Here is a 7,217-nt window from a genome sequence, read left to right as displayed (position 1 = left end):
TGTTTGGCCGCCTCAAAGATTGGAGACGCATCTCAACGCGCTATGACAGGTGCCCAAAGGTATTCCTTTCGGCTATCGCACTCGCCGCAACCGTCATATTCTGGTTATGAGTCTGGAACCTAACACTATTAGAGGCGCTCTCCTTGGGCTATGGATGCCGCACAGACGTTGAAGTGTCTCGCGAAGTCTAGCCCATTTGGTTGAGCCGACAGCCTTCAGGCGGGAAACTGGAATGACATGGCAAGAAAAATGACAAAACCAAAGCTAGATCGCAAGACAGCATCGCCCCCAACCAAAAGCGCAAAGGTCAAAGTGGTATCAGACCATACAGGCGCAGTTCCCGTTGTCGGTCTTGGCGCTTCGGCAGGTGGCTTGCAGGCCTACAGTGCCTTTCTTGATGCAACCCCAGCTGACACCGGAGCGGCATTCGTTCTGGTCCATCATCTGGACCCCGACCACAAAAGCCTGATGGCCGACCTTCTGGGCAATCACACTGATATGCCCGTTGTACCCGCAGAGGACCAGCTCAGGGTGCAAGCCAATCATGTCTATGTCATTCCGCCGAACAAGTATCTGGAGATCCGTAACGGCGCGCTGTATCTGTCAGAACAGTCAGATCGTCGCGGTACACGCCTACCGATTGACAAGTTCTTGCGGTCTTTGGCCAGCGATCTGGGTCAAAACGCAGTGGCGGTCATCTTGTCAGGGACTGGCAGTGACGGATCGGCCGCCGTGCGCGAGATCAAGGAACAAAGCGGAATCGTATTGGTCCAGGAACCGACCGAGGCCACTCATGACGGGATGCCGCGCAGTGCAATCGCAACCGGTGCGGTAGATCATGTCGTGCCAGTCGCGGAAATGCCTGAGATCATCGTCAGATATTTTCGCCATCCTTTCATTCAGAGCCGCAAGCCTACAAAGGTATTGGGCGAGAATGCAAAGGCCTCGCTCAAGCAGATCATTGCCGTTCTGAAATCGCATTCGCCGATCAACTTCGATCTTTACAAGGAAGGCACGCTATTGCGGCGGATCGAGCGGCGCATGGCGCTGAAGCATATGGAAGATTCGAGCGATTACCTTGCGCTTTTGAAAGACTCCAACGAAGAGGCGCAGAACCTCTGCGCCGATTTGCTGATCAGCGTGACATCTTTTTTTCGCGACGAGGATGCCTACGAGCACCTGGAACAAACTGTGCTTGAGGGTTTGGTAAAATCGCATGATGCAACGCGTCCCGTGCGTATTTGGGTGCCGGGCTGTGCTACAGGCGAGGAAGCCTATTCGCTGGCGATGTTGGTAATCGAAAAAATCTCGGCGCTGCGTAAAAACGTCAAGTTGCAGATCTTTGCGTCCGATGTCGATGAACGCGCGCTGCAGATTGCGCGTATCGGCATATATCCCGATTCTATTGCTGAGAACGTCTCACCAGCCCGATTGAAGCGTTTCTTCATCAAGGAAGACCACAGCTATCGCGTGACGCCGGAATTGCGTGACACCGTTGTTTTTGCCAATCAGAATGTCCTGGCAGATGCACCGTTTTCCAAGCTGGACCTGATTTCGTGCCGCAATCTGATGATCTATCTGACTCCGGACGCGCAGGAACGGATCATTCGCATGTTCCACTTTGCGCTCAATGAAGGCGGCACATTGTTTCTGGGTATGTCCGAGACGACAGGCAATCATGACGCATTGTTTCAGCCGGTGTCAAAAAAGTACCGTATCTATCAACGCGTCGGCAGCGCGCGTGGTCGTGCGTTCGATTTCCCGATTGCGCAGCGCCCATTTGCCAATGCCGGCATCATCCCGACGCCCAACCAATTCCGTGCCCCAGCCAACAAGCTGGCTGAGATTAGCCAAACCGTTCTGATTGAAAAGTACGCCCCAGCGGCGGTTCTCATCAACGCCCGATCAGAAGCACTGTATTTCGAAGGCCCAACAGACCGGTATCTTCGTGTGCCCTCAGGCGAAACGAGCCGCGATCTGCTGGCCATGGCACGCCAAGGACTTCGTCCCCGGCTAAGCAGTGTCATTCGGGCAGCACGACAAGGGGAAGCAGAGGCAACAGAAACAGCCGTGATTTCGCGGGGGGGCGAAAAGTATGGTGTTACCATACAGGCCCACCCCGTCACGCTGGACAATACCCAATTGTTTTTGGTCACATTCATGGACGAACCAGCAGCACCCGTCACGACGGTGGTGAATGCGCCCGACGACGACGTGACCCGACAGCTGGAAAGGGAACTTGAAACGGCACGGGCCGATTTGCGGAGTATAATCAGCGATTATGAGCGCTCGACAGAGGAACTGAAGGCCGTCAATGAAGAAGCCATGTCGATGAACGAAGAGTTCCAGTCGACGAACGAAGAGCTTGAGACCTCAAAGGAAGAGCTGCAGTCACTGAACGAAGAACTGATCACGTTAAACACCCAGCTTCAGCAAAAGATCGACGAGGAACGCCGGATGTCGGATGACCTCAACAATCTGTTGTCAAGTTCGGGCATCGCAACGTTGTTTCTGGACACTGAATTCAAGATCATGCGCTTTACACCTGCCACGCGCGAGCTATTCAATCTGATCAGCAAAGATATCGGGCGGCCCTTCAGCGACATCACCGGCAAAGTCAAAGACCCTGATCTGCTGAAAGATGCGGAAGCCGTGCTTGAAACGCTCGTATTGGCAGAATGCGAAGTCGAAAGTGAAAGCGGGCGGTGGTTCATACGCCGCATTCTTCCTTACCGGACACAAAGTGGCAAAATTGACGGTATCGTTGTTACCTATGCGGAAATCTCTGATCTCAAGACGCTGCAAGAAAAGACCAGTGAAGCCCGCAAGTTTGCCGAAAATATCGTCGATACGGTGCGCGAGCCCTTGATCGTGCTGGACAGCAATTTTGATATTCTGTCGGTCAGCAAGTCCTTTCGCAGGGTTTTTGAGACAAGTAAGTCGGATCTTGTCGGAAAGAATGTCTTTTTGATCCAGAACGCGCAATGGGACGTTCCCGAACTTCGCGCATTGTTGGAGGCCTTGCTGCTACATGAGAAAACAGTGGAAGCTTTTGAACTGACGATGCAGTCAGGCCGCCGCGGTCAACGCGACATGGTGCTGAATGCGCGCAAGGTTGAAGACCACTCGAAAGAAAAGCAACTTATTCTACTGGCCTTGGAGGATGTCACCGAGCAGAAGAAAACACTACAAGCGGTCGCAGACCGCGAAGCACGGCTGAGCGCTATTCTGGATGCCGTCCCCGAAGCAATTATCACAATTGATCAGGATGGTATCATTGGCACCTTCAGTCCGGGTGCCCAACAGATATTGGGATACACTGCCGACGAGGTGATAGGCCAAAACGTCAATATGCTGATGCCTGAACCAGACCGCAGCCAACATGATGGCTATATGGAACACTACATCAAGACTGGCGAAAAACGGATTATCGGTGTTGGTCGAGAAATGGATGCAGCACACAAGGACGGTAGCCGCGTGCCGGTGCGTTTGACAGTGTCAGAACTGGAACTCGAAGGAGCGCGCCATTTCCTGGGTATACTACTCGATATGACGTCGGACAAGAAACGACAGGCCGAATTGCAGCGTGCCCAGAAAATGGAAGCGATTGGGCACCTAACCGGAGGTCTGGCGCATGACTTCAACAACCTGCTGACTGTGGTGATCGGCAATCTTGAATTACTGGAGGGGCGCACCGACGACGTCAGACTGCGAGAACTGATCAGTGAAGCACTGGAGGCGTCAAATCTAGGCGCAGCGCTTACCAACAAGCTGCTGTCTTTTTCGAGACGCCAGTCTCTTGCACCGGAAAGTATCGACTTAAACGATCTCGTGAAAATGATGCTTCCGATCCTCAAACGTACCATTGACGAACAGATCGACGTTGAGGCCAAGCTAACCGACGATCTGGATACGACACTTGCGGATCCCGGTCAGATCGAAAGCGCCCTTCTCAATTTGGCGATCAATGCGCGAGACGCGATGCCGGATGGTGGCACACTGACGATCGAAACGCGCAATTTGACGCTTGATGCTGATCACGCTGCGACACAGGTTGATGTGACGCCGGGCGACTATGTCTGTCTGTCCGTGTCAGACACAGGCATAGGTATTGCACCTGAAATCAAGTCAAAATTATTTGACCCGTTCTTTACGACAAAAGGGCCTAGGGCAGGATCAGGTCTTGGGCTTAGCATGGTTTACGGTTTCGCCAAGCAGTCAGGCGGGCATGTCACCATTGAGAGCGAGATCGGTAAAGGAACAACGGTCAATCTGTATTTGCCCACCACAACTGCCAAAGCCGACAAGATCAGACAGAATAGGTCAGTTGATATTGCGAACGGTGCAGGTGAAAAGATCCTTGTGGTCGAAGATGACCCCAAGGTTCTGCGCCTGACGCTGACACGTCTCATCGAACTTGGCTACGACGTTCTTGTCGCGACGAACGGCCCAAAAGCAATGGATATCATCAAGCAACAAGCAGACATTGATTTGGTCATTTCCGATGTCGTGATGCCTGGCGGTATGACTGGTTTTGATGTCGCTGCTGAGGCACTGGCGCTCAGGCCGGAATTGAAAATATTGCTGGTCACGGGGTACGCAAAGGGAGTGACACCCCGGAGGACCAGCGCTATTTCCGAATACAGAATACTGCGTAAGCCATACGGTTTGAAAGAATTGGCGCGGACGCTTCGCGAGATGCTTGATGGCAGCACCCTATGATGTCTGGATATCGGCAGCAAAAATATACCCAATCCCTCGGACTGTTTTAATCACCTTTGGAGAGCGCGGATCACGCTCAATTTTACGACGGAGGCGTGCGACTTGCGTGTCAATGACGCGATCCTGAGGTGCCCATTTAGTGCCATGTAGAAGGTCTATTAGTCGATCTCGTGACAAGACACGCTTAGGGTTTTGAAGAAAAGCGTTCAAAAGCGCGAATTCACCGCTTGTCAGATCCATAGTCTCGCCGTTCCGGTTAACTAATTCGAATAGATCTAACCGAGCGACCATCCCGTCAAAAGATTTTACCGCGCTATCCGTGGTGGAATAGTCTTTGGTCTTCGCTACAGACGCTCCCCCGCGGCTACGACGCAACACAGCCCGCACACGCGCCAACACTTCGCGAAGGTGAAACGGTTTGACAATATAGTCGTCCGCGCCAATCTCCAATCCGACCACTCTGTCGATCACATCATCCTGACCGGTCACCATGATAATCGGCACCGGTGTTTGTTGCCTCACACATTTGGCGATCTCGAACCCGTTGTCGTTTTCAAGCTGGATATCAAGTAGAAGAAGCTCGATATCATGAGCTTCCAAGGCGCCAAATACTTGTTCCTTCGTCTCGGCTTCCAAAACCGTTAAGCCGACTTCCTCCAGACAGCGCCGTAGAAGCAACCGGACTTTCGGGTCATCATCGATGACTAGAATTTTTTGCGAACTCATTCTCTGCAAACCAATCATTCGGCACCGGTCGTAATTGAAAGGTGGAAGAATTAGGGCGTCCTGTCAAATGCAGGCGCAGATGAGCAATCCGATCACAAGACACAACCAACAGTTAGCCAGAGGTGACACTCTGCATTGTCTCAGCAGTCATTGTCGATTGATTTTAGTCAATCACGCTTGTGCGATCTGTGTTTCGATATCGTGCGAACCGTCCGCAGGTGACACATCTGTTTATGGGTAACCATGATCAGAAGGCTAGGTTGGTCGGTCTCTACTTTTCAGAAAAGGAGGACGTGATGAATATCTTTAAGAAAGCGCTGGTGCTCTCAGCAACGCTGACAGCAATTGGACCCGGCATCGCTTGCGCGGAAGGCACTGTAGAGGTGCTTCACTGGTGGACATCGGGGGGCGAAGCAAAGGCGGTTGGAGAGCTGAAAGACGCCTTTGAAGCCCAGGGCGGGACTTGGATCGACTCGCCCATCGCAGGTGGCGGTGGTGATGCGGCCATGACGGCACTGCGCGCACGGGTGATCGCCGGAAATCCACCCACCGCCGTCCAACTGAAAGGTCCGGGTATTCAGGAATGGGCCCGCGAAGGTGCTTTGAGTTCGGTTGAAGCTGTGGCCGAAAGCGACAACTGGGATGCAGTGCTGCCACCAGTGCTCGCCGACATCATGAAGTATGAAGGCGAATATGTAGCAGCCCCGGTAAACATCCATCGCGTCGATTGGATGTGGGCCAACCCTCAGGCGCTTGAAACTGCCGGCATCACGCAGATGCCGACAACCTGGGACGAATTCAATGCAGCGGCCGACAAACTGATGGCTGTCGGTATTGTGCCATTGGCCCACGGTGGTCAGCCTTGGCAGGACGCCACCGTGTTCGAAGACGTTGTCCTAGGGATCGGCGGTGCGGATTTCTTCCGCAAGGCGCTGGTGGAACTGGATCAGGAAGCGCTGCAAAGCGACACGATGATCGCGGCGTTCGATCAGCTGCGCAAAATGCGCGGCTACGTCGATGACAATTTTTCTGGCCGTGACTGGAATCTTGCAACCGGCATGGTCATGCGCGGAGAAGCCGGTTTTCAGATCATGGGCGATTGGGCCAAGGGTGAATTTCTGGCTGCCGGAAAAGTCCCCGGCGTTGACTTTCTATGCGCCCCCACCCCCGGCAACGGCTTTGTCTTGAATTCGGACAGCTTCACATTCTTTAGGGTTGAAGGCGACGACAACATAGAAGGCCAACAGGTGCTCGCTAGCCTGATCATGTCGCCAGAGTTTCAGGAAACCTTTAACCTTGCCAAAGGATCGATTCCGGCACGCACCGACGTGGCACTTGATGCTTTTGACGCCTGTGCATTGCGGTCCCACGAAGACCTTCTTGCCGCGATTGAAAATGATGCGCTGGTGCCATCAATGGCGCATGAAATGGCGATCCCCCGTTCGATCCGTGGGGAATTTCTTGACCTTGTGACCAATTTCTTCAACTCCGGCATGAGTTCCGAAGAAGCGGCGCAATCGCTTGCGGCAGCCGTCGCGCGCGCGCAATAGAAAGCTTACACCGGGGTCTCGGCCTCGGTGTATATTCAAATGATTACCCGCACCCGAACCACCGTCCCGCTTGGCCAGAAAATTGAACGTTGGCTGCCCCGGATCGTCGTCTCGCCGCTCTTTGCGCTCAGCTTGTTCTTTGTCTACGGGTTCATCGCGTGGACCATTTACATCTCGTTCACAAAGTCCGGGGTGATGCCGAACTATACGATCGAAGGC

Annotated in this window: 3 protein-coding genes and 2 pseudogenes; 4 read left to right on the top strand and 1 reads right to left on the bottom strand. The window is 53.4% G+C overall.

Going from position 1 to position 7,217, the window contains the following annotated elements; translation table 11 throughout:
• Positions 1-110, top strand: a pseudogene (locus tag QZ197_RS12985) (IS5/IS1182 family transposase); the annotation flags it as partial.
• A gap of 139 nt (positions 111-249) precedes the next feature.
• A complete protein-coding gene (locus QZ197_RS12980) occupies positions 250-4,722 on the top strand; it encodes a chemotaxis protein CheB (RefSeq protein WP_296432461.1) in 4,473 nt (1,490 codons plus the stop codon).
• Here QZ197_RS12980 and QZ197_RS12975 read toward each other — a convergent pair.
• The gene (locus QZ197_RS12975; protein ID WP_296432460.1) at positions 4,717-5,448 is read right to left on the bottom strand and encodes a response regulator; all 732 of its coding nucleotides are present in this window, start codon (positions 5,446-5,448) and stop codon (positions 4,717-4,719) included. The two genes, QZ197_RS12980 and QZ197_RS12975, sit on opposite strands and share 6 nt — an antisense overlap.
• A gap of 296 nt (positions 5,449-5,744) precedes the next feature.
• Between QZ197_RS12975 and QZ197_RS12970 the strand changes: the two genes are divergently transcribed.
• Together QZ197_RS12970 and QZ197_RS12965 are read left to right on the top strand one after the other, a co-directional pair.
• Positions 5,745-6,998, top strand: coding sequence for an ABC transporter substrate-binding protein (locus QZ197_RS12970; RefSeq protein WP_296432458.1), 1,254 nt, complete (start codon positions 5,745-5,747; stop codon positions 6,996-6,998).
• A 39-nt stretch (positions 6,999-7,037) separates the two neighbouring features.
• A pseudogene (locus QZ197_RS12965) lies at positions 7,038-7,217 on the top strand (sugar ABC transporter permease); the annotation flags it as partial.

Source organism: Yoonia sp. (assembly GCF_017854415.1).
Taxonomy (GTDB): Bacteria; Pseudomonadota; Alphaproteobacteria; order Rhodobacterales; family Rhodobacteraceae; genus Yoonia.
Note: the sequence above shows the minus strand (reverse complement) of the source record. Positions and strands in the feature narration are given on the sequence as shown.

Excerpts from the sequence above, each read along its gene's own strand:
- QZ197_RS12980 (WP_296432461.1), top strand. The coding sequence starts at position 250 with ATGACAAAACCAAAGCTAGATCGCAAGACAGCATCGCCCCCAACCAAA.
- QZ197_RS12975 (WP_296432460.1), bottom strand. The coding sequence starts at position 5,448 with ATGAGTTCGCAAAAAATTCTAGTCATCGATGATGACCCGAAAGTCCGG.
- QZ197_RS12970 (WP_296432458.1), top strand. The coding sequence starts at position 5,745 with ATGAATATCTTTAAGAAAGCGCTGGTGCTCTCAGCAACGCTGACAGCA.